We start from the raw sequence: 21,475 nt of genomic DNA on the forward strand, positions 1-21,475 counted from the left end.
TTAACTAACTGTTTGGACAATGCATTTATGACGTCTTAGGAGATCCTATGAGCGATAAAAAATCGGTGTTAGTACGGGCCACTATTGGTGACAACATGACTGTGTCCTTTCCAGACGGCAACGTTGTTGCATCGATGAAGGGGCGGGTTCGCTTTGAAAACTTTACCAACCTCAAAGTTGAGGTGCGCTTTGAAGACCTCGAACGGCGTTTCCATGTCACCCATGACGAAGCGGTGGAATTCAAAGTGGAAGAGCTGAAGACCTCCGGCAAGCACGAATTTACCCTGCATGAAGTAACCAGCGAGGGCCATACCGACGACACCGTCTATGGCCAAGGCGTTATTGTGGTTGAAGGCGGATAAAACCTTTCTAGAGGAAGATCAAATCGCGCTGTGTTGAGTGGCGGCAGGGCAGATTAAAGAGCTCCTCAACCGCCAGAGCGAGGCGCTCAATGCGCTGCCAGATCTCTAGCATGTAGCGTTGCGAGGGGTCCTGTGCCCGGTTAGCCTCACATTGAGCGACTAGACCGGGGCTGACCTCGTCTCCGTTTAGACTGACAACAATTTCCTGCAATATCAGATTGGCCGGGTTCTTCGCCAGCTCGATCTGGGTACCCGGCAGGTTCTTCACCATTTCAATAAGCTGGGGACGAAGTTCGCTAAGCAGCGGCTCACCAGCCCAGATAATAGCACTGCTGGCATGCAGGTAGGCCCGGTTGTAGTGCTCGCTGGTGGTTTTCTCCAGGGTCTCGCGTAAAGACTGTAAGTCTGCTACGTCCTCGGTCAGACGCCAGCGTTGATAGTCGATGACGAGTTGCCGCACATGGTTCAGCGCTGCGATGTTCGACGGCGACTCATCGAGCAGTTGCTGCACCCGCTCCAGTTGTTGCAGTGGCGGCAGTTGGCGCAGCTCAGCGGGCGGTGCAAACAGCTGCAAATCTAGCAGTAATAAGCTAAAGAACCGGATCCGCGGGAAGGTGTCGCGACCCTCGACAATTTGTTGATAGGCGCGCTGGTGCCACTGCGCGTATACCGGATCTTCCTCCGACAGCCGATAAAGCATATGAGCTAACGTCTGCGCATAGTTGTAGGCAATTACTCCATGGTTAGGAAGTGCCTGGTGGCTTTGTGCCAGATACTCGATGGCGTCCTGTAAACGAAGCCGGGCCTGCTGGTTGTCAAGGTATAAAGCACGATAACGTAGGTTTGCGCCTACGTTTGCAGCCACCGTGGGAAGGTCTGGTGCAATGCTATAAGCCATCTGCAGTGCGTCTTCATTGCGTTGCCAATAGTGTTCGCTTCGCTCGCCGGACGTCAGCTCCGCCATATTCCGATGCTGACTAGCCAGGTTCAGATAGAACGACGGTCCACGGTGCGCCTCGGGAATGCGTTCAGCAATAACCTGAGCGCGCTGTAACAAGGGTTCGATGCTGCGCCCCAGGTTCGCCAGTGTGGTTTGTTGGGTGCGGATCTGGTTGAGATAACTTAAATGAATGGCGGTAGTTATACGGGGCTCCGTGCCTCGCTCCTTTGCATAACGAAGGGCAAGTTCATAATGGCGGGTAATTTGACGAACAGCTGTTAATGATTCCTCAGTCGGCTGACTGGTGTCTCGGCTAAGTAACGAACCCTGATGATGGTGATACATGGGATGCTCGTTGTCTACTTCCCTGGCGTAGTGCAGCTGCTGCTCCGCCAACTGATGCCAGCGTTCAAGGTTTTCACCGCCAGGCCCGGGGTAATAATGAACCAGCTCCAGGTAGGCCGAGGCGAGTCGAATATAGCTGCCAATCGACGATGGAGTCTGGGCAGCAAGGTTGTCTCCATAGTATTGCATGCTCTCAATCAGGGCGTCGGTATCGCCAGGCACCTGGCGGACCAGGGTATTGAATAATGCTTCAATCGCTAATGAAAGGCCGAGCTCGTAGCGGGGGTAAAACCAGCTTGGGAACTTACCGTTTTTCAGGATCGAATCCGCCTCCACTTCGTCACCGTTGAGGTAGGCTCGCATGGCGCGCAGGTAATCCGCGGGCAGGTCACTGCGCTCTACACTGTCGAGGTAATGCAGAGCAGGTAAGCGGTGAGTGCTATGGGCCAGCGCTAAGGCGTCTTCCCGCGAGCTGGCTGACGGCAGATTAAATGCCTGTGAACGGGCAACGGTGTAGAGCCGCTGGTGCACAATCGCCAACGCCATCGCGGTGCTGTCGGAACGCTCTCCGAGTTGCCAGGCCTGGGTCAATGCACTTTGCGCTTCCGTATTATTACCCAATTGAACAAAGAGGCGGCCAGCAGAGGCGTAATGATAAGCGCTCAGCCATTTGGGCAAGTCGTGGGCGCGCTCAACCCATTGCCGCGCAGCGTTTCGCAGTCGCTGCAATTCATCCCGTGAGGCATGTCGTGGCGATCGGTATATCGCGTCGATCTGGCTTTCCAGGCGGGTGACCTGTTCGTGCATGCGAACCTGTTCTAACTGGCGGTCTCTCATATGACTTTGGTAAAAGCCGGCAGCAAGGATTAATAACAGTCCTATGATGGTGGCTACCAGAACGGTACCGCGCAACCAACGGTTGCGCTGCCACAGTCGCTGGCCGCGGTACCATGGGTTGCGTCGCAATGAGATGGGTCGCGACTGCAGAAACGCCCGTAAGTCAGCCGCTAATAAAGCGGCATTCGCATAGCGTTGGGTCGGGTCGGGTTGTAAACAATGGCGAATAACATACTGTAAATCGCGCGGCAGAGCTTCCAGCGCCTGATCACTGTGCTGGCCGGTTAAGACCATGCGCAGAGTGGCGCCGAGGGCGTAAATGTCGATACTGGAGGTTAAGCGCGCGCCCTCAGTAAAACGTTCCGGGGCCATGTAATGCTCGGTTCCGACACCCGACGCAGAGGAATGATGGTGACTATCGGCGATGCCAAAGTCGACCAGTACCGCGGTTAACGGATTACTGTCCTCCTGGAGGACGATATTGCCGGGTTTAATATCGCAGTGCACAATGCCTTTTCGATGCGCTTCTGCGATCGCATCACAGACTTGTGCAATCAGCTCGACGCGCTGACTAATACTGAAATGTTCACGCCAGTGATTGAGGTGCTGGCCTTTAACCAGTGACATCACCAGATAGACCGCGTCACCTTCTTCGGCTACTTCATAGACCCTGCAAATATTGGGGTGATCGAGTTGCGCCAGCACACGGCCTTCGGCCAAAAGACGTTTGCGTTCCTGCAGATCACTGCGGTGAATAAACTTGATAGCGACGTCGCGATGAAGCTGATTATCGTGGGCTTTATAGACCGAGCCGGAGCTGCCATGGCCAATTTGTTCAAGGCAGCGATAACGACTGTTGATCGGGTACGGAAATATGCGGCGCGGGGCATCCGTTGCCGAAGGCGAATCCGATGGTTGTGACCCGGGAATATAAGTGTCCTGGTCGTCATAGGATGACGTCATTGAAGTTCCTTTCCTTATACCATGCGCCGATTGTATCAATCTTTTAACGTAAATTAAGTATATTCACGGTAATTGACGTCGATTATCGATACGGTAAAGGGGCTCGAACGACTAATGTTAGCACTCACTCTGAAGCTGTTAGTTGCGCTGTATCAGTATTGGGTTATCGGGCAAACCTGGTCTGCGCCTTGCACTCACTACGTAAGTGGGGGCGGTGGTGACTTTCGCGTTCGAATATACCAGCCTTTGACGTGCCACCGCTGCCCTCACTCCTGCCTCTGCAAGTTTTTTAACCCCGTCTTTTATGTTTTCGATAAGGTGCTTGATATAGACAACAATCGCACCGACAATAGGGTTCTATTGCAGGTAGTACAGGGAAAGGAATGACCGAGTTAAATATGTCCGTGGCAATGAAGTCTATCCCCGTCGATCTCGAGGTTGTAATGGGGATGCAAAGCCACCGGATTAGAGCCACCTGGGTTGGACAGCGGGAAGGTGAATACCTGGTTATCGATTTACCACGCAAATATACCTGGCGTGATCTGCAGGAGTGGTTCTATAACGCGACATCTGTAGTGGTGCGTGGAGTGCTGGCAACGGGTCAGGTCTTCGCCGCTGAAAGCCGGGTGCTGGGAATGGTTGCGAAACCTTATCGACAGCTTTACTTGTCGGCGCCTGACAAGCTGGAAGAGCGTTCACTGCGCAAAGTGCCACGCATTCAGGTCGATATTGACGCCAAGCTGAGTTTCGCCGCGGAGCTTCCAAAGCCGTCGGGCGTGCCCGCGGATTTTACGGGCTTACGAGGCCGGGTGACCGACTTGTCGCGCACCGGAATTGCCTTTGAAAGTTCAGAGAAACTGCCCTTTGTGCGCGAGCTTTTTATGAATAAGCTGGTCGATCTTGAATTATTTGACGAAGGCCAGTCGTTAAACAGCGTATTGGGTGAAGCAAAAAGTTGCCGGGTGACCGACAGTGGCTTGCTTAATTTCGGTATTGCAGTCGATACCCGTAACCGTGATTATGCGCAGGCATTGGGTCAGCTGATCCTTGCATCCCGTCATATTAAAGCCGTATTACGCGGTGAATAGCACAGAATTTTGAGCAACTTAATGCTAACCCAGATCGAATTCTGATCTTGGGGTTTACAGCACAGGGTTATTTGTTTAAAATTCAGCACCAATTTTATTCGTAGTGGTTAAAAGTTAACCAGCAGCCAAAGTATCTTGAGGTGAGATTTTAATGCCAGTAATTAAAGTGAAAGAAAACGAACCGTTTGACGTAGCATTGCGTCGCTTCAAGCGTTCATGCGAAAAAGCAGGTGTGTTGTCAGAAGTTCGCAGCCGTGAATTTTTTGAAAAACCAACTGCAGAGCGCAAGCGTAAGAAAGCAGCTGCGGTAAAGCGTCACGCTAAGAAGTTGTCGCGCGAAAACGCTCGCCGTACGCGTTTGTACTAAGGTTTTCTTTCTGGGGTCTTTCTGGCGTCCTGCTCTGGCGCTGAAAAAGCCGCCAGGCAGACAGAAAAACCGTGCTCCAGGCACGGTTTTTTTATGTCTTAGGGAATGCCTTAGGGAATACGTTAGCAAAGCAGTTGGCTGAGAATGGCAACGCTAGGTTTCATCGAATGAAGCGAGTAAAGTAAGGGTATGGCTGGACTCATTCCAAAAGACTTTATTCAGGATCTAATCGCCCGCGCTGATGTTGTTGAGGTGGTAGATTCGCGTGTCCGTTTGAAAAAAGCAGGCCGCAACTACCAGGCCTGCTGCCCGTTCCATAATGAGAAATCCCCCAGCTTCACCGTCGCCCCTGACAAGCAGTTTTATCACTGCTTCGGGTGTGGTGCCCACGGTAATGCGATTGATTTCATCATGGAGTATGACGGCCTCGACTTTCCGGATGCGGTTGAAGAGCTGGCGTCGATGATGGGGGTTGAAGTGCCCCGTGAACAAGGTAGTGGGACTGGCAAACCAGTTGATAAACAGCAACAGGCCGATGACTACGCACTGATGGAAAGCTGTGCCCGGTTTTTTGCCCAACAATTGCGTAGCCACCCGCAAAAAGACCGGGTTATTAGCTACCTGAAAGGCCGTGGGCTCAGTGGCGAAACCGTGAAAGCCTTTGATATCGGCTATGCGCCGGATGACTGGGACGCGGTGCTAAAGCAATTTGGTGGCAACAAGAGTGTGCAACAGCAATTGCTGTCGTTGAAACTGATCACAGAGAATGATCGCGGGCGGCGTTATGACTTTTTCCGTGACCGGATCATGTTTCCGATCCGTGATCGACGTGGCCGGGTGGTCGGCTTTGGGGGCCGGGTGCTTGATCAGGGCGAACCCAAATACCTGAATTCGCCGGAAACCCGGATCTTTCACAAAGGTCGCGAGCTCTATGGCTTCTGGCAGGTCAAACAGGCTCATAAGCAAATAGAAAGTGTGGTGCTGGTGGAAGGCTACATGGATGTGGTGGCGCTGGCTCAGCATGGCGTTACCAATGCGGTGGCGTCGCTGGGAACGGCGGCGACCTCCGATCATTTGCAGTTGCTGTTCCGCCACAGCCCTGTGGTGGTGTGTTGTTTTGATGGTGATCGTGCTGGCCGGGATGCGGCATGGCGAGCCATGGAAAACGCACTGCCGCTGTTAAAAGACGGCGTCGACATGCGCTTCTTATTTTTGCCGGACGGGGAAGATCCGGATTCCCTGGTTCAGCGCGAAGGTCAGGCGGGATTTGAAAAACAGTTAAAGAATGCTCGTCCGCTGACCGATTACTTTTTCGACCATTTAAAAACGTTGCATGATATTGGCACTTCAGCTGGCCGTACCGGGCTTGCAGGGCAGGCGGAGAGTCTGATTGAGCGGGTTTTAAGCGATAATTTTAAAGCAGAATTACGCACTCAGTTGAATACATTACTTGGCCGCAACGCAGAAGTTGAGAGTCTAAGCTTGAAAAAAGCGGTCACCGGCTCCACTAAACGTACAGCGGCGAGCACATCGAAACAGATGACGCCGGTATTGCGTGCGATGGGCCTGCTGGTGCAATACCCCTATTTGGGGAAAACAGTAGCGGTCCACGACGAATTGGTCGACCTGAATATGGATGGCGCCAAAATATTCGTCGCGTTGCACAAGCAGTGCCATGAAAAAGACCTCAGCACCGCGCAATTAATGGAAAGCTGGCGCGATACCCGTTACGCAGACAGTTTGCGGCGTTTAGCAAGCTGGCAGCACGGAGTGCTTGAGGAGAACGTGGAAAAGGAGTTCGGGGAAACTTATTTGTTCCTCATCGACAGTTATCTGGAACAACGGCTGCAGGTTTTGCAGTCGTTAAGCGGGGAACAACTAACCCGTGAAAAACTTACGGAAATCGAGCAGTTACTGAAGTTACTGAAAGGCCGGTAGAAAGCGCTTTTACCTAGCTTGGGTTAGGGCAAAAGTTAAACTAAAACTGGCCCGGAAACGTATATTTTGGTATAATGCTTGGTCATTCCATGAATTCTCAAGTCATTTTCTGAGGTGATCGTCTGTATGCAGACTCGGCAGTCGCAATTAAAACTTCTTATTGCTAAAGGTAAAGAGCAAGGTTACTTAACCTTTGCAGAAGTGAATGACCACTTACCACAAGATATCGTTGATTCGGATCAGATCGAAGATATTATCCGGATGATCAACGATATGGGTATCAAGGTGTTTGAAAGCGCACCTGATGCCGATGACTTGATGATGAGTGAAGACAACGCGGACGAAGATGCAGCAGAAGCTGCAGCGGCCGCTCTTGCGACTGTGGAAAGCGAAATTGGTCGTACTACGGACCCGGTACGCATGTACATGCGTGAAATGGGTACGGTAGAGCTGTTAACCCGCGAAGGCGAAATCGTCATCGCTAAACGCATCGAAGAGGGTATTAATCAGGTTCAGTGCTCTGTTGCAGAGTACCCTGAAGCGATTAACTTCCTGCTTGAACAGTGGGATGCCTACGAAGCTGAAGAAATCCGTCTAACTGAAATCATCTCTGGTTTTATTGACCCGAACGAGGTTGATGAAGCGCCTGTTAGTGCAACCCACGTGGGTTCAGAGCTAAGCAACGAACAGTTGAAAGACGAAGACGGCGACGATGACTCCGATGAGGACGATGAAGACAGCGCAGATACCGGTATTGATCCGGAATTTGCCCGCGAGCAGTTTACTGCCCTACGTGATCAGTACGAGACCACTCGGCAGGTTATCGCTAAGCATGGTCGTGACGACAAGCGTGCTCGGGTTGAAATCGATGAACTGAGCGAGCTGTTTAAACAGTTCCGCCTGGTACCAAAACAGTTTGATCGCCTGGTGGCCGACATGCGCGCGATGATGAATCGTGTCCGTGTTCAGGAACGTTTGATCATGAAGCTCTGCATCGAGCATGCGAATGTGCCAAAGCGCACCTTTGTTCAGGCCTTTGCAGGCAATGAAAATTCAATGGCATGGTTCGAGCAGTTAGTTGATTCGAAGCAAAACTACTCGGCTGTGCTGAAAGAACAACGCTACGAAGTTGAGCGTTGCATTGGTAAGTTAGTGGCGGTGGAAGAAGAAACCGGGCTGACCATTACCAAAGTGAAAGACATTAACCGTCGTATGTCGATCGGTGAAGCGAAAGCACGCCGGGCGAAGAAAGAAATGGTTGAAGCCAACCTGCGACTGGTTATTTCGATTGCAAAGAAATACACCAACCGCGGTTTGCAGTTCCTCGACCTGATCCAGGAAGGTAATATCGGCTTGATGAAAGCAGTCGATAAGTTTGAATACCGTCGTGGTTACAAGTTCTCGACCTACGCAACCTGGTGGATCCGTCAGGCAATTACCCGTTCTATTGCCGACCAGGCACGGACCATTCGTATTCCGGTGCACATGATCGAAACCATCAACAAACTGAACCGTATTTCACGGCAGATGTTGCAGGAAATGGGTCGTGAGCCATTACCGGAAGAACTGGCAGAGCGTATGCTGATGCCGGAAGACAAGATCCGCAAAGTACTGAAGATCGCGAAAGAGCCGATTTCAATGGAAACCCCAATCGGCGATGACGAAGATTCGCATTTGGGTGACTTCATTGAAGACACCACACTCGACTTACCAGTCGATGCTGCGACCTCAGAAAGTCTGATGAACGCGGTGCGTGAAGTTCTGGGTGGCTTGACCGCTCGCGAAGCGAAAGTGTTACGCATGCGTTTTGGTATCGATATGAATACCGACCATACGCTGGAAGAAGTGGGCAAACAGTTCGATGTTACCCGCGAGCGTATCCGTCAGATCGAGGCCAAAGCACTACGCAAGCTGCGTCACCCAAGTCGCAGCGAACAGCTGAAAAGCTTTCTCGACGAATAGAATCAAGCAGAAACAGGTTTTCTGTTGAAAAATGCCCGCTTTATAGCGGGTATTTTTTTGCCTTAAACTAGACGATCGTCTGATATTCATTTCTTTTATGTTAGCTATTTTTGTTTTTGACAGAATATTTACATAACAACCGTTGTGTAAATATTACTAAAATGTAACAAGTAACTTGCACGTTACGAAAATACATGGCTCTGCCACAAAAAAACAAGGATAACAAAGATGAAATCACGCTTCCGATTTTCGCTTTGTGCTGTAGCGATAACCTCTGTTCTTTCCTCACCTGCTGTTCTGGCTCAACAACAAGATACCGATGCAGAATCGGTAGAACGTATTCAGGTGACGGGTTCCCGTATTAACCGTACCGACATCGAGGGTGCGTCGCCGATAACGGTTATTGACCGCGACCTGATCGATTCCTCCGGCTACAAAAACCTCCAGCAGTTGCTTGAGCGAATGCCTTCGGCAGGGGTGGGGACGTTCTCAACCCGTGGCAACAGTCAGGATTCAACCGCCAATGGGGGCGCCGCCGTTAGCTTACGGGGCCTTGGCAGTGACGCTACACTGGTGCTGATTAACGGTCGCCGTGTCGCGGTATCCTCGTTTGCCGAAGGGGTGGCTAACTCGTTCGTTGATATTAATTCAATTCCGGTGGCCGCCATTGAACGGGTCGAGATCCTGAAGGACGGCGCATCCGCGATTTACGGCTCGGACGCCGTTGCGGGTGTGGTCAATATTATCTTACGCGACGACTTTGAAGGCACTGAGCTGACTGCCAGTTATGGTGGTACCACTGGCCCGAGCTACGACGAAACCAATGTCAGTGCCGTTTGGGGCACCGGCGACATGGACAGCAACACCACCATTATTTTTGACTACTTCAATAACAGCTCCATCATGGGAGCTGAAATGGGCCGTTTTGGCACCGCTGATCAATCCCCATGGGGCGGCAATGATTTTCGTTCCTCACGCGGCTTCCCGGGTAACTATGTAGTAAACGGCGAAGTGGTGGTCGACCCGGATTGCCCGGAAGACAGCACCTTTGGCGTCTCATGCGTGTACGACTACGGTCCGGCTACCATGACCATACCGGAATCAGAGCGGGTCGGCGCGATGCTATTGGCGCACCAGCGTCTGACCAATAACGTGGAAGCTTATCTCGAATTCAATGTGCAACATAACCGTTCTAAGGCCGGTGGGGCTGCGACACCTTTGGATGCAGACGCGGGATTAACCGTCCCTGGAGATCATCCGGATAACCCCTTTGGTGAAGACCTGCTGATTAACCGTCATCGCACGGTTGATGCCGGGCCACGGGTTTGGAGCATCGAGTCAGACACCCTGCGTTTGGTCGCTGGCTTACGTGGTGATATTAACTTCTGGAACTGGGACCTCTCGTTCCAGAAAGGACGCAACTCTGCCCTGCAAACCGGGAGCCGGGATCAGGGGTGGGTGCGCACCGATTTACTGCAGGAAGAAATCAATGCCGGCCGGTACAACCCGTTCGGCGGTACTATCAACTCACCTGAAGTTATTGACGCCATTACCACATCGCTGGTGCGTCGTGGTAAGTCACATATTACCGCGGTGGATGGCAGCATTGCCGGTGATGCCTTCGAGCTGGGTGACCATACGGTAAAAATGGCGGCTGGTTTTGAATACCGCGAAGAAGACGTGTTTGACCAACCGGATGACCAGTTCCAGCGCGGGCTGATTTTTGGTACTGAGTCAGTGCAGGCTGAAGCCAAGCGTGATCAGTGGGCCGCCTATGCAGAGTTCCTGGTGCCGTTAAGTGATGCGTTCGAAGTGTCAGTGGCAGGTCGCTACGACGATTACAGTGACTTTGGTTCAACCTTTAATCCACAGTTCAAAGTTCAGTATAGGGCAACTGATGACCTGCGCTTTCGCGCTGCATACGGCGAAGGTTTCCGTGCGCCGTCACTGGCTCAAATTGGTCTTGGGCCATCTCAGGTTTCGCAGTTCTTCGTCGACACCTATCGCTGTCCGGACGGTGACCCGAACAACCCGGCCTGTGGTTCCACGGACTACACCATTGTCTTTAGCGGCAATGATGACCTGGAAGCAGAAGAGTCTGAAAGCTGGAACATAGGGGGTGTGTGGCAGGTTAATGAGGCGTTGGATCTGACTGTAGACTACTGGTCAATTACTCAGGACAACAAAATTGACCGCAACGACTTCGAAACCGTTTACAACGAAAACTGCAACGACCAGAACAGCACCGTCTGTGTGCGCCTGCCAGCAAACCCGGGTGACGAGCTGGGTGAGTTGTCTACTCTGTTCAACAGCTATGTCAATATCAGCTCTCAGGAAGCGGCGGGTATCGACTTCTCAACCAGTTATCGGCTACCGGCAAATGACTACGGCGATTTCCGTTTTGGCTTTGACTGGTCGTGGATGACCACGTTTGAACGCAATGGCATCGATTATCTGGGTGAGTACAACTACCCGGAACATCGTTGGATCGCCAGCACCGACTGGACTCGTGATCGCTGGGGCGCCACCCTAAGCGTCAGCTACATAGGCGAATTCCAGGACTACAAGTCGCCACAGGATGTCGAGACCACCACCGTACGCGACATTAGCGCACAGGCGTTACTCGACCTTCAGTTCCGTTTCGACGTGAATCAGTCGTTACGGCTTTCTGTCGGTGGGACCAACATTCTGGATGAAGATCCTCCGTTTGCAATTGGTGACGGCGACGGCGACCTCTACGGCTACGCCTCAGGTGTGCACAACCCGCGCGGGCGTTTCCTCTACGCCCGGGTGAACTACAGCTTCTAACGTTCACCAACCGATTCTACCCTCCCTGGTAGAGAAGACCCCGTTCGCGGGGTCTTTTTTTATTCGCCAAGTTCAAACAGCTCATCGACACTGCACTTGAAATACCGGGCTAGCTTCAAAGCGATTTGCACTGAAGGAGTGAATTTACGCCGCTCGATTGTGCTAATGGTTTTGCGGGACACCCCAATAGCGTCAGCAAGCTCTTGTTGGGACAGGCCTGCTCTACTACGCCACTCAGGTATCTTATTCAGAACATGGTCATTCATTATGTTCCCTTAAAACCATTTAAGACCGGACCAAACCACATAAGTAATAATGACGAGCAAAACAAATTTCGCCACCAGAAGCGCAGCAGGTGCAAGTGGATGACTGCCAAACGTAGCACTCATCATTCTGATGTTGAGTGCGCTGGCTCTTAAATGAGTAATAGCTTGTGACGTCAGCATATTATTCGTCCTCTTCATGCAGTTGGGTAAGTAGAAGGCAGCCGAAAACAAGGGAGCTGACGAACATTAAAGTCGCTGACACTGTCTGCGCGTTTAGTAAAGTCGTTACTGCTGATGAGTTAAATTCTAGCAAGCTGAGATATAAAAAGCCGAAGCACACAAAATAGTTAACGGTGAAGGTTTTTGATCCTGCAGCCCGATAGACACTCAATGCGTATTCATCTCTTAGAATCATAAGTACTGAATTCCAATTCGTTACCACGTTAAATTGTTTAAGCTGAAGCAGATAGCGAAATAGAAAAAACAGACCAAGAACCACGGGTATAAGTTTAAAATGCTCGAAAATAAAGCTTTGTAGGATAGCGTCGTTTGGTGAAACGGCTGTGATGACGTTCAACACGATGATGTATAAAAACTGCAGTGCTAAAACAAGTGAAACTAACCCGCTAAACTGCAAGGCCGCGAGCTGAGCATTGGGTGACCATTTAGACATCCTTTTTCTCCTTATTATGTAACCCTAGGGTTTCAAGAATAAGCGATATATCTTGCGATTGGAACCCTAAGGTTACATCGTTTGGGTTTTTATTGGTAACCCTTTGATTTTAATGAGAATTTAAAACTAGCCCATTTTTAGCTCTTTTTGGATGTGTATCTGTCACCTAAAAGACATAACAACGCGTTAACATCTTGAGGCTTGAATCGCTGCGAAGCTAAATCAGGGTTTTGGGGTACGACGAGTAGCTTTGCATCATGACTATAAAAACCCGGAGAATACGGATGAGAGTTTTACTCACAGTCGCTACCCTGGCGCTGAGCGCGCCTGCGTTCGCGTCACAGCCCATTGCCTACTGGGCACAGAATGACAACGAATTAGTCGACGGCGGCAACGGATTCACGCCAGCTTCATTCCCCATGCCTGCCGATGTCGGTGAAGGCAGTCTGTACCTGAGCAACTTCAATGATGACGTGCAGGACGGTGCCTACCGTTTTATCCAGAGCTTCGCAGGCTCAACCAGCAACGCGTTGCCGGGCTTTGGCTCTGGCGGCTCGCTGTCGCCCCAGGGCGGCGCTGGCAACAGCAACAACGGCATGTCGGTGATAATGGAGGTGGACACCACTGAATTACAGGACATCCACGTAAGCTGGGCTCAGCGTGGTACCGCCACCGGCTTTGACAGTCGTGAGTTTGCCTGGTCGGTAGACGGCAGCAACTACACCGTGGTCGAAACCGATACCGGCGCCCTGGGGTCGTCGTGGTCGGTTGAGAACTATGACCTGTCTGCAGTCACAGCACTCAACGACCAGCCCAACGTCTATTTCCGCATCACGTTAGATGGTGCATCCAGCCAGAATGGCAACAACCGCTTTGACAACCTGCTTGTCAGTGCAACCAACGCGGCTGACGCTGATCGTATTACTGTGTATGACAATGATTTCAGCAGCGACCCCTTTAACCAGGGCTGGTATGAGGTCAATGTCAGTGGCAACGAGCGCTGGCAGTGGGACGGCGACTTCGACAATATCAGCCTGGCACCTTATGTGGGTGGGCAGTGCCAGTCCAATGAAAACTGGCTGATATCGCCACGTTTTGACTTCTCGCGTCAGTTTGATGAGCGCCTGGCGCTTGATATTGCGCGCGGCTTCCCGGGTGATAACCCGCTGGAGATATATTACAGCGAAAGCTACAACGGTGAGGGCGAGATCGACCCTGAACAGTGGCAGTTGCTCACTGTTATCGACAGCGATGACTTTAACCAGAATAACGTCCCTCAGCGGTTTGATGGCTTCGAACAGCTGCAGGATATCGAAGGCTACGGTTATATCGCCGTGCGTTTTAGCTATCAGGATGGTGACTGTGGCACCTGGCGGGTTAGCGGCATTGAACTAACGGCGGAAGTTGAACTGAATACGCCGGACGAATTTGCCTGTGGCGCGCCGGCGACACCCATTCACTATGTCCAGGGCGAAGGCTTTCAAAGCCCGCTGCAAAATGCATTTGTGCATCTTGAAGGGGTCGTGACCGGCTCGTTCCAAAGCACCGAAGACGGCGGTTTAGGCGGTTTCTTCCTGCAAATGGCGGACGCGGCGCAGGACGACAACCCGCTCACCTCAGAAGGCATTTTCGTCCACGACGACAACTTTGGCCGCAATGTCTATCGCGGTGACATTGTTCGCGTCGCCGGGGTGGTGAGCGAGCAGTTTTCCGAAACCCAGTTGGGTACGGTCAGCGATGTCGAACTCTGTGCCAGCAATCACCTTGATCACGTGAGCCCGGCACTGGTTGAATTGCCGGTTATTGATTCGATTGAATTTGAAGCCCTCGAAGGCATGTGGGTAGAAACCGGGCAGGAGCTTGTGGTCACTGATGTCTACAATGCGGTTCGTTTTGGTGAAATTCAGGTTTCCTCGCAACGCCTGTACCAGCCAACCCAATTGGTCGCGCCCGGAGAGCCAGCGCAGGCGCTGCAGGCCGCCAATGACCTTGACCGTCTACTTATCGACAACGCACGCAGCGGCTCAAACCGTTTACCCTTTCTGACTGGTGCCGATGGTGTCAACGAACTGTCCGCCAGCAACCCAATTCGGGCGGGATACACCCTTGAGACCGGGTTTGATGGACTGATGGGCTTTGCGTTCGACGCGTACCGGGTACGTGCATTGGCCGAACCTGAATTTATAACCAACAGCAACCCACGTCACGAAGCGCCAAGACGCCGTAGCCAACTGCGTATCGCCAGCTTTAACGTGGAAAACCTGTTTACCACCTTACAGGGACCTGGTGTAGGTTGTGGACCGAATGACTTGTCATGTCGCGGCGCCAACACCAGCAGCGAACTAGAGCGGCAGCTGGCGAAACTGGTGGCAGCCATTAGTGCAATGGACGCTGATATTGTGGCACTGGTTGAAGTTGAAAACGACGCCAATGACAGCACCCTGGACACACTGGTCAGCGCATTAAATGACGCCAACCCTTACGACAACTGGCACTACCTTGCCACCGGCGAAATTGGCACCGATGCGATTAAAAATGCGTTTGTGTATCGCTCGCGCCGGGTTGAACCCGTTGGCGACTATGCCGTGCTCGACTCCAGCGTTGACCCAGACTTTGACACTTCACGGCAACGTCCGGCCCTGGCGCAAAGTTTCGCCACCCGAAATGGTGGGCGCTTTACAGCGGTTAACGTCCACCTGCGCTCGAAAGGGTCCTGCCCGTCGGACAACGGACCAGATGCCGACTCGGGCGACGGTCAGGGCTGCTGGAATCAGTGGCGTACCTTGTCAGCCGCGGCACTGGCACGCTGGTTAGCGGATGATCCGACAGGTGCTGGCACAGCCAATCATCTGATTTTGGGTGACTTCAACGCCTATGCGCAGGAAGACCCGCTGACCACCTTGTATGATGCCGGCTACGTTAATCTGGCTATGGCTGAGAATGACGGCGAAGCCGACTACTACAGCTACACCTATTTTGGTCAGGCAGGTAGCCTCGATTATGGGTTAGCCAGCCCGTCGCTGGCACAGCAGGTGCTTGCGGCTGAGTACTGGCCGATTAACAGTGACGAGATCCCTGCGTTTAACTACCGTGAAGGCGAACTACCCGGCGGTTTCCTGCAAAAGCCTGCAAGCTTTTATCAGTCCGACGAGTTCCGTTCATCTGACCATGACCCGCTACTTATCGACCTCAACGTACGCCGTTGCAACCCCGGCATAGGCTTACGGACGCAGCAGTCTCGCGGCCGTGGGTTATCCAGCCCGCAGTGTTGATAGTGATACAAGTATCCGACATAGCAAAGCCGCTCGTTTGAGCGGCTTTTTTGTAGACCCAGGTTTGTGGTTCGAATTAAGCCCTTGAGCGTATGAAACGTTCACGCAGCGTTTGGTCTGAAAAAGTGGCCGGTAACTGCAGTACGTAGAAGATGACAGCAAATAAAACGCACATCACTATGAGAGACGGGTAGAACAGTATGTCGACCGTGGAGGCTGTCACCTGAAACCAGTGCCCGGCAGCAAACAGGGCTATGGCAGAGCTAGGAAGACCAATGATAAGGAACGTCGCAACCAAATTTTCAACGTACTTGACGTAACTTTGACCCAGCCCGTGCTCTTTGCGTAAGCGTCGAATACGTATGGCAAAATCAGACCCGTAGTTAAGATATATCATCAGCGAAAAACCTAAGCCCATCAGTAATGGAGCCCAGGGATAGGAGGCAAGGCCTGAGATAACCAGGATATTGGCAAGCGCAGTCAGCGCGAGGCGGCGGATAAGCGCCCGTTGAATAGACAGTGGTAGTTCGCGCATGAGATCTCCCTGTTTTTCAACTTCACATCTACGATGCACAAATAGTGACCGATTAACAGTTAAATAACAAGGTAAAAGTTGCACCAGCCGCCGCCCATCCCTTATACTCCCACCGCTTGTTTTCAAGCACCTACCTTCAGAAGTTCCGGCAACAGGCCCACAACTTCGCAGCATACGGCCCCTTAGCTCAGTGGTTAGAGCACCCGACTCATAATCGGTTGGTCCCCAGTTCAAATCTGGGAGGGGCCACCATTTTTTCAGTGACTCCCTTATGTCACTTTGGCTTTGTGTAGCGGATATGTAGCAATCGCACCGCCTTACATGCGTCTAAGAAGGGCGGTCGATTATGCTGAGCAGCTACCTGCATTAGGCGACGTGACCTAAAAACTCATCAGCAGAGTGAATGCCTTCACGGTCCTGACAGATTTTAAAGAGGCGAAACAAGTTTTTTGCAGTGGCATTACCACTAGGACTAACCATGCGGCGCAGGCCAGGTTCCTGCATCTGCAGTGCTTTTGCTACTTCATCGAAAGCCTGGGTCCCATTGAGATAATCTCGCAGCATAGAATTGCCAACGACAATATCACCTTCAAGATAAGACTCTAGCGCTTCCAGCAGCAATCCTTTGCGGTATTCGGGGTCTTTACATAACTCCATGACTGTATCTTTAAACTCACGAGTTAAAGCCATCTTCTTTTACCTCACCTTCTGTAATGCAGTAAATGCGGTATCCTGGCCCATAATCGATTCGGCGCTCCTGTAAGCCGTTACCATCAGTAATCGCCTTATGGTCTCCGAAGTTACCAGCCTCCATTTGGGTGACCGCTTTAGTGACTTTAGCTTTCGCCCTGGCATCCTTTAAGTTGACCAGCCAATCCCGAAACGGGGCGCTGTCATCCTGGGCTTTGTACTCTTGAGCTTTCCGCTCGACTACGGGTATCGCTGCCAAGTTACACTCCTTTGTTATTCAAACTATAATAACGTATATGTTATTAATCAAGCTAATCTATAGCTTTTACTCAGTTTCGTTGCTGAGCAAAGGCTATAATGAGTTTTAAGATCGGCCAGCAGCGTCTTGGTTATGGTTTAGTTCGGATCAGTGTTGTATGAAGCATTTAAGCTGACTGTTGAGGAATCGGCAGGTTGGGATTGATATCGAAGAGCGATTTTAAGCGCGCGCCCTTGCAGTAGACGCATGGGAGGCGCTGGTGAGATGAGCGAGGCTGCCGGATTAGAATGACCTGACAGAGGCTAGAAAATAATCCGAAGATGTTCATTAGTCGAGTCTGGATCAAGGATCCAGCCCGCCGGTGACTGAATAACCGATTGACCAAATTGCAGGTCTAAGTCGTGCATGTTTTTCAGCGCATCCATGGTAGTCATTGGGGATTGACTCCAAAAGCTAAATGTCGCTCTGCGCTCTATCGGGTCGCGCATATCGGCAAGTGCCGGCGCGTTGCGAACATCGATCACGCGGCCTTGCATGGTTAATTGGAGCATTTCAGCATTCGGCAAGAAAATTACAGCGGGCTCAAGCTGATGAAAGCCTCCGTCACCCTGAGCAAAATGCATAGGCAGCTCAAAAATAAACGCCGGAAGGTCTTTAGGTAAGTTTTTAGCAACCCGACTAATAACCTGCTCTGTCCGCGAAGCGAAGTCATCAAGAATCTCGTTCAGTAATGCTTCACTGAAGCCAACCTCTTTTGGGGTGGCCAGAAAGTGTGCTCGTCGAATCATGATGCACTGGTATTTTCGGCCGGCTGATTTTCAGTTGCGGTTTGGTCTTGCGGTAAAACCTCGTGATAGACAATAAAAGCCGCATGGTCGGCCATATATCACCTCTACGATATTGAGCCTGACTCAAGGAGCCAGGCTCAATCGCCTTACTTACCTGAGATAGTATTAAAGCTATTAATCAGGTTTCGGTAATCTGGAATGTGGTTGGCAATTTGAAATATTCAGCCAATGCAGCCAGCGCCAATACGTTGTTTTTAAACATGTCTGGTTGAATATCGCGAACCAGCGACAGCAGACCTGTTTGGTGGTCCACGAGTAGCACCGCGGCATCGTCTTTATTCAGGCGTGGGTAGTCATTCATTGTCTTTCTCCTGGTGATGGCGAGTTACCGACTGTCATAAGGTTAAAAAGCGGGCCAGAGCTCTTTATGCAAAGTCTTTGATCGCTTGTGCGATCTCTTCTTCTGTATTCATCACAAAGGGTCCGTAACCAACGACTGGCTCGTTAAGTGGCGCACCTGCGGTCACCAATAGGCGTGAGTCGTTGTTGGCTTCAAGATGAATGCTGTCACCGTGATTGGCGAAGCTGACCAAAGAGGCGTCGCGCACAATCTCAGATTGATTCACCAGCACAGTGCCAGTTAAGGTCGTCATCATCAGGTTCCAGTGCTTAGGAAATGGCAACTCGATGGACTCACCTGCCACCAGATTTAAGTCCATCACCAATAAGTCACTCATAATCCGTGCAGGCCCGGTCACGCCATTGAAGGTGCCGGCCACGACCCGGTACGACGACTCAAGCGCGTCGAATTGATGAAACGGCATGGTGGCGGCTTCAAGGCTCTGGTAGTTTGCAGGTGTAGCTTTGTGCTCGGCAGGCAAGTTGACCCATAGCTGCACCATTTCTAAGGTGCCGCCACTTTTAGCGAAGGCATCGCTATGAAACTCTTCGTGCAAAATGCCGCTGCCTGCAGTCATCCATTGCACATCACCAGGGCCGATAACGCCGCCTTGCCCGGTGCTGTCGCGATGCGCAACCTCACCGTGGTAAACCAAAGTGACGGTTTCAAAACCCTTGTGCGGATGGCTATCGACACCGCGAGCGCGCTGTGCAGGGCCGAATTGGACGGGGCCTGCATAGTCCAGCAATAAGAATGGCGACACCGCCTGCGGGTTCTCAAAATAAGAAAACATGGTGCTGACCGGGAAGCCATTGCCGACCCAGTGGGCATCAGTTGCAGTGTGAATATGACGTATTGTTCTCATAGAACCTCCCGTTTAGTGATGTTGAAAGGTTATATTTGGCACGAACGCTTGCATAGGTGCTGCAAAAGGACTTAACGTTCTACTTATGGAACGAAATAGCGGCGGCACTCACATGCATGATCTGAATGACTTATATTACTTTTCTAAGGTGGTCGAACATCGCGGGTTCGCTCCCGCTGGGCGAGCGCTCAACATTGCTAAGTCGCGCTTAAGCAGGCGGGTGCGTCAACTAGAGGACGAGCTTGGGGTCAGTCTGCTGGCTCGCTCGTCGCGAGCTTTTGTCATTAGCGAGGTGGGGGAACAGTTTTATCAGCACTGCCGCGCGATGCTGATTGAGGCTGAAGCCGCAATCGAGACTGTCGCCGCTATGCAATCCGAGCCTTGCGGGACCATCAAGCTGTCATGTCCTATCGGCCTGCTTAACTTCCATGTTGGAGATTTGCTGGCCGACTTTATGCTCGCCTATCCAAAAGTAACGGTGGAGCTGGACGCGACCAACCGACGCGTGGATGTGCTCGGTGAGGGCTATGACATGGCTATACGGGTACGTCCTTTTCCGTTAGAAGACAGTGATTTAGTGCTTAAAGTGCTGTCTCAGCGAGAGCAGTGCCTGGTGGCATCGCCCGGCTTACGGGAGCGCTACGGCGAGGCGTTATCTCCACTTGATCTGGTGAAGTATCCCGCGTTGGCGCGTGACATGCCGAACGAGAACCACGCCTGGAAACTGGAAGACGAACACCACAATCAAACGACCATAACTTTCAAGCCACGTTATCTGACCACAGATATGCTCGCTCTTAAACAAGCGGCGCTCAAGGGGGTAGGGATAGTTCAACTCCCTTCACTCATGCTCGACGGCGATTTAGCCCAAGGCCGTCTAGTTCAACTTTTGCCAGGCTGGCGACCACGAACCGAAGTCATTCATGCTGTCTTTCTCTCGCGCAGGGGCATGTTGCCTTCCGTGCGTGCTCTGATCGACTTCCTGGCCGCTCGTTATGACGAGATGGAAGAGCGCTAGTGGTATGCATCCAACACAACGCAGCGTTCCATTGGTAAGACTGGTGGCTAGGTTAATAACTGGCTAAGCTGAGAAAAAAGGAGGTAGAGCATGAGTAACCTTAGCAACCAGACCGAGCTGTCGTGTCAATTTGAGAACGCTGCATGTGACGCCATTGAACTGGTCATCAAGCCTCACGAGAAAGACTTGGGTGGGTTTTGTGTGCGCCGACTATTGCCCAACGCATTGTTGAAATCTGTTGGCCCATGGATATTCTTTGATCATATGGGGCCTGCCACCTTTGCCGCGGGTGATGAGTTCAAGGTGAGGCCACACCCGCATATCGGGATTGCCACGGTGACCTATCTGTTTGAGGGAGAAATTGTGCACAGGGATTCTTTGGGCAGTCATCAAACCATCGAGCCTGGTGCGATTAATCTTATGGTTACCGGCTCAGGAGTTGTCCATTCAGAGCGACAAACGCCTGAACAGCAAGCGCAGCAACGAGAGCTACATGGATTGCAATTGTGGTTGGCTCTGCCAGAGCAGAATCAAGACATCTCGCCTGAATTCCATCATTATGCGGCCAGTGATATTCCATCTACTAAGGTGAATGGCGTGCGAGTCAGAGTTTTGATGGGGGAGGCGTATGCTCGAACATCACCAGTAAAAACCTTCAGCGATACTTTGTATGTTGAGGCCACCTTAAGTACTGGTCAGGAGCTTGAACTACCGGTCAGTGATGAGCTTGCGGTGTATGTGGTGTCCGGTAGTCTGCTTGCCCGACACACGGAAATGAAGACCCAGTCGATGCTGGTGTTTAACACACAGAACGGTGCTGTCACTGTCAAAGCACTAGAGACAACCCAAATCGCTATACTAGGTGGTCAAGGGCTCGGGCCTCGTCATATAGAATGGAATTTTGTTTCTACCGATCCGGCTAAAATCGAACAAGCTAAACGCGACTGGAAAGCGGAACGCTTTGCCAAGGTTCCAGGGGATGATAGTGAATTTATTCCGTTGCCAGAATAAGAGCAGTGCACTAGCTATAGCTTCGTCTGCGTCTGACAAATAAGTTCTCGACTCTTGACCTGATTAAATGTGCCCTGACGTGCTCGGC

Annotated in this window: 19 protein-coding genes and 1 tRNA gene; 10 read left to right on the forward strand and 10 right to left on the reverse strand. The window is 51.7% G+C overall.

The genetic code is table 11. From position 1 onward, the window contains the following. The first annotated feature begins 47 nt into the window (after positions 1-47). Positions 48-362, forward strand: coding sequence for a hypothetical protein (locus CWE14_RS11190; protein WP_126799452.1), 315 nt, complete (start codon positions 48-50; stop codon positions 360-362). A gap of 7 nt (positions 363-369) precedes the next feature. Here CWE14_RS11190 and CWE14_RS11195 read toward each other — a convergent pair whose 3' ends face one another. Then, the gene (locus tag CWE14_RS11195) at positions 370-3,447 is read right to left on the reverse strand and encodes a protein kinase domain-containing protein (RefSeq protein ID WP_126799453.1); all 3,078 of its coding nucleotides are present in this window, start codon (positions 3,445-3,447) and stop codon (positions 370-372) included. Positions 3,448-3,830: 383 nt separating this feature from the next. Between CWE14_RS11195 and CWE14_RS11200 the strand changes: the two genes are divergently transcribed. From CWE14_RS11200 to CWE14_RS11220, 5 genes are all read left to right on the forward strand, one after another. Continuing rightward, positions 3,831-4,535: a flagellar brake domain-containing protein gene (locus CWE14_RS11200; protein ID WP_126799454.1), complete on the forward strand. Its 705-nt coding sequence runs from the start codon at positions 3,831-3,833 to the stop codon at positions 4,533-4,535. Positions 4,536-4,686: 151 nt separating this feature from the next. Further along, positions 4,687-4,902 carry a 30S ribosomal protein S21 gene (gene rpsU, locus CWE14_RS11205; RefSeq protein ID WP_126790183.1) on the forward strand — a complete coding sequence of 72 codons (216 nt, stop codon included), beginning with the start codon at positions 4,687-4,689 and terminating at the stop codon, positions 4,900-4,902. 189 nt (positions 4,903-5,091) lie between these two features. Next, positions 5,092-6,840, forward strand: coding sequence for a DNA primase (gene dnaG / locus CWE14_RS11210; protein ID WP_126799455.1), 1,749 nt, complete (start codon positions 5,092-5,094; stop codon positions 6,838-6,840). A 126-nt stretch (positions 6,841-6,966) separates the two neighbouring features. Then, entirely contained in the window at positions 6,967-8,802 is a 1,836-nt protein-coding gene (gene rpoD / locus CWE14_RS11215; RefSeq protein WP_126799456.1) for an RNA polymerase sigma factor RpoD, read from the forward strand. A 228-nt stretch (positions 8,803-9,030) separates the two neighbouring features. Beyond that, positions 9,031-11,610: a TonB-dependent receptor gene (locus tag CWE14_RS11220; RefSeq protein WP_126799457.1), complete on the forward strand. Its 2,580-nt coding sequence runs from the start codon at positions 9,031-9,033 to the stop codon at positions 11,608-11,610. 59 nt (positions 11,611-11,669) lie between these two features. Here the strand turns inward: CWE14_RS11220 and CWE14_RS11225 are convergent, their stop codons facing one another. From CWE14_RS11225 to CWE14_RS11230, 3 genes are read right to left on the reverse strand one after another with little or no spacing between them, the layout of a single operon-like run. Beyond that, positions 11,670-11,876: a helix-turn-helix transcriptional regulator gene (locus tag CWE14_RS11225; protein ID WP_126799458.1), complete on the reverse strand. Its 207-nt coding sequence runs from the start codon at positions 11,874-11,876 to the stop codon at positions 11,670-11,672. Positions 11,877-11,885: 9 nt separating this feature from the next. Continuing rightward, positions 11,886-12,056 carry a hypothetical protein gene (locus CWE14_RS14710; protein ID WP_157981811.1) on the reverse strand — a complete coding sequence of 57 codons (171 nt, stop codon included), beginning with the start codon at positions 12,054-12,056 and terminating at the stop codon, positions 11,886-11,888. Position 12,057: 1 nt separating this feature from the next. Beyond that, entirely contained in the window at positions 12,058-12,549 is a 492-nt protein-coding gene (locus tag CWE14_RS11230; RefSeq protein ID WP_126799459.1) for a hypothetical protein, read from the reverse strand. Positions 12,550-12,833: 284 nt separating this feature from the next. Here CWE14_RS11230 and CWE14_RS11235 point away from each other — a divergent pair, with 284 nt between their 5' ends. Then, positions 12,834-15,821 carry an ExeM/NucH family extracellular endonuclease gene (locus CWE14_RS11235; RefSeq protein WP_126799460.1) on the forward strand — a complete coding sequence of 996 codons (2,988 nt, stop codon included), beginning with the start codon at positions 12,834-12,836 and terminating at the stop codon, positions 15,819-15,821. Between the two features lie 76 nt (positions 15,822-15,897). On the opposite strand, the gene CWE14_RS11240 is transcribed toward CWE14_RS11235, so the two are convergent. Continuing rightward, entirely contained in the window at positions 15,898-16,356 is a 459-nt protein-coding gene (locus tag CWE14_RS11240) for a hypothetical protein (protein WP_126799461.1), read from the reverse strand. 176 nt (positions 16,357-16,532) lie between these two features. Here CWE14_RS11240 and CWE14_RS11245 point away from each other — a divergent pair. Further along, positions 16,533-16,608: transfer RNA gene (locus tag CWE14_RS11245), tRNA-Ile, on the forward strand. A gap of 114 nt (positions 16,609-16,722) precedes the next feature. Here the strand turns inward: CWE14_RS11245 and CWE14_RS11250 are convergent. The 5 genes from CWE14_RS11250 to CWE14_RS11270 form a co-directional block, all read right to left on the reverse strand. After that, the gene (locus CWE14_RS11250) at positions 16,723-17,046 is read right to left on the reverse strand and encodes a hypothetical protein (RefSeq protein WP_126799462.1); all 324 of its coding nucleotides are present in this window, start codon (positions 17,044-17,046) and stop codon (positions 16,723-16,725) included. After that, complete coding sequence (locus CWE14_RS11255; protein WP_198676586.1) at positions 17,030-17,305, reverse strand: type II toxin-antitoxin system RelE/ParE family toxin; 276 nt, start codon at positions 17,303-17,305, stop codon at positions 17,030-17,032. The genes CWE14_RS11250 and CWE14_RS11255 overlap by 17 nt, the downstream gene beginning before the upstream one ends. Positions 17,306-17,607: 302 nt before the next feature. Then, a complete protein-coding gene (locus CWE14_RS11260) occupies positions 17,608-18,093 on the reverse strand; it encodes a hypothetical protein (RefSeq protein ID WP_126799463.1) in 486 nt (161 codons plus the stop codon). Positions 18,094-18,271: 178 nt separating this feature from the next. Continuing rightward, positions 18,272-18,454, reverse strand: a complete 183-nt coding sequence (locus CWE14_RS11265) for a cysteine hydrolase family protein (RefSeq protein WP_241972391.1) — start codon at positions 18,452-18,454, stop codon at positions 18,272-18,274. A 64-nt stretch (positions 18,455-18,518) separates the two neighbouring features. Further along, on the reverse strand, positions 18,519-19,358 hold the full coding sequence (locus CWE14_RS11270; protein ID WP_126799464.1) for a pirin family protein: 840 nt from the start codon (positions 19,356-19,358) through the stop codon (positions 18,519-18,521). Positions 19,359-19,443: 85 nt separating this feature from the next. Between CWE14_RS11270 and CWE14_RS11275 the strand changes: the two genes are divergently transcribed. Both CWE14_RS11275 and CWE14_RS11280 read left to right on the forward strand, forming a co-directional pair. Further along, entirely contained in the window at positions 19,444-20,376 is a 933-nt protein-coding gene (locus tag CWE14_RS11275; protein ID WP_241972392.1) for a LysR family transcriptional regulator, read from the forward strand. Between the two features lie 90 nt (positions 20,377-20,466). Next, on the forward strand, positions 20,467-21,387 hold the full coding sequence (locus CWE14_RS11280; protein WP_126799465.1) for a pirin family protein: 921 nt from the start codon (positions 20,467-20,469) through the stop codon (positions 21,385-21,387). The last annotated feature ends 88 nt before the right edge of the window (positions 21,388-21,475 follow it).

Source organism: Aliidiomarina soli (assembly GCF_003986975.1).
In the GTDB taxonomy this organism is placed as follows: domain Bacteria; phylum Pseudomonadota; class Gammaproteobacteria; order Enterobacterales; family Alteromonadaceae; genus Aliidiomarina; species Aliidiomarina soli.

Excerpts from the sequence above, each read along its gene's own strand:
- rpsU (WP_126790183.1), top strand. The coding sequence starts at position 4,687 with ATGCCAGTAATTAAAGTGAAAGAAAACGAACCGTTTGACGTAGCATTG.
- CWE14_RS11240 (WP_126799461.1), bottom strand. The coding sequence starts at position 16,356 with ATGCGCGAACTACCACTGTCTATTCAACGGGCGCTTATCCGCCGCCTC.
- rpoD (WP_126799456.1), top strand. The coding sequence starts at position 6,967 with ATGCAGACTCGGCAGTCGCAATTAAAACTTCTTATTGCTAAAGGTAAA.
- CWE14_RS11270 (WP_126799464.1), bottom strand. The coding sequence starts at position 19,358 with ATGAGAACAATACGTCATATTCACACTGCAACTGATGCCCACTGGGTC.
- CWE14_RS11260 (WP_126799463.1), bottom strand. The coding sequence starts at position 18,093 with ATGATTCGACGAGCACACTTTCTGGCCACCCCAAAAGAGGTTGGCTTC.
- CWE14_RS11195 (WP_126799453.1), bottom strand. The coding sequence starts at position 3,447 with ATGACGTCATCCTATGACGACCAGGACACTTATATTCCCGGGTCACAA.
- CWE14_RS11220 (WP_126799457.1), top strand. The coding sequence starts at position 9,031 with ATGAAATCACGCTTCCGATTTTCGCTTTGTGCTGTAGCGATAACCTCT.
- CWE14_RS11275 (WP_241972392.1), top strand. The coding sequence starts at position 19,444 with ATGGAACGAAATAGCGGCGGCACTCACATGCATGATCTGAATGACTTA.
- CWE14_RS11235 (WP_126799460.1), top strand. The coding sequence starts at position 12,834 with ATGAGAGTTTTACTCACAGTCGCTACCCTGGCGCTGAGCGCGCCTGCG.
- CWE14_RS11265 (WP_241972391.1), bottom strand. The coding sequence starts at position 18,454 with ATGAATGACTACCCACGCCTGAATAAAGACGATGCCGCGGTGCTACTC.
- CWE14_RS11280 (WP_126799465.1), top strand. The coding sequence starts at position 20,467 with ATGAGTAACCTTAGCAACCAGACCGAGCTGTCGTGTCAATTTGAGAAC.
- CWE14_RS14710 (WP_157981811.1), bottom strand. The coding sequence starts at position 12,056 with ATGCTGACGTCACAAGCTATTACTCATTTAAGAGCCAGCGCACTCAAC.
- CWE14_RS11230 (WP_126799459.1), bottom strand. The coding sequence starts at position 12,549 with ATGTCTAAATGGTCACCCAATGCTCAGCTCGCGGCCTTGCAGTTTAGC.
- CWE14_RS11250 (WP_126799462.1), bottom strand. The coding sequence starts at position 17,046 with ATGGCTTTAACTCGTGAGTTTAAAGATACAGTCATGGAGTTATGTAAA.
- CWE14_RS11200 (WP_126799454.1), top strand. The coding sequence starts at position 3,831 with ATGACCGAGTTAAATATGTCCGTGGCAATGAAGTCTATCCCCGTCGAT.
- CWE14_RS11225 (WP_126799458.1), bottom strand. The coding sequence starts at position 11,876 with ATGAATGACCATGTTCTGAATAAGATACCTGAGTGGCGTAGTAGAGCA.
- CWE14_RS11190 (WP_126799452.1), top strand. The coding sequence starts at position 48 with ATGAGCGATAAAAAATCGGTGTTAGTACGGGCCACTATTGGTGACAAC.
- dnaG (WP_126799455.1), top strand. The coding sequence starts at position 5,092 with ATGGCTGGACTCATTCCAAAAGACTTTATTCAGGATCTAATCGCCCGC.